Annotated in this window: 1 protein-coding gene; it reads right to left on the bottom strand. The window is 67.1% G+C overall.

Going from position 1 to position 398, the window contains the following annotated elements; all coding sequences use genetic code 11:
* Nucleotides 1–161 (bottom strand): DUF6227 family protein (locus tag LPA54_RS41155; protein WP_228985503.1); only part of this gene is annotated, 161 nt, incomplete at its 3' end.
* Between the last annotated feature and the right edge of the window lie 237 nt (nt 162–398).

The following is a 398-nucleotide window of genomic DNA, read 5'->3' as shown; positions in this document are numbered from 1 at the left end:
AGGGAACCGTCGTGCGCCAGCGCGCAGTCCAGCCGGCGGATCGTCTCGTCCGGCAGCTCGAAGGAGTTCAGGGCGCGGCCCAGGAGGCGCGCGAGATGCTCCTCCGGCGAGTCGGACGAGTCAGGTGGTTCGCACGCTGCCGTCTCGTACGGAACGCTCAAGGTTTCTCCCGGCGTTGCTGCATGTCACCTAGTGGGTGCATACCGTAGCCCCTCGGCCGGACGTCGTGTCCGGGAACCGAGAAAACGTATGCCCGAAGGACGAGCGGAACACACGAGAAGTTCCCGAGGAACCCTGCCCCGGCATGAATTGTTCCTGGTCAAACGGTACTTCAGGGGTGCGTGGGGGAGGGAATGCGACCCGTTGCGCGCCGGACCGCGCACGCCGGGGGCCCCGTC

This window comes from Streptomyces sp. DH12 (assembly GCF_020873895.1).
Lineage (GTDB): Bacteria > Actinomycetota > Actinomycetes > Streptomycetales > Streptomycetaceae > Streptomyces.
Note: the sequence above shows the minus strand (reverse complement) of the source record. Positions and strands in the feature narration are given on the sequence as shown.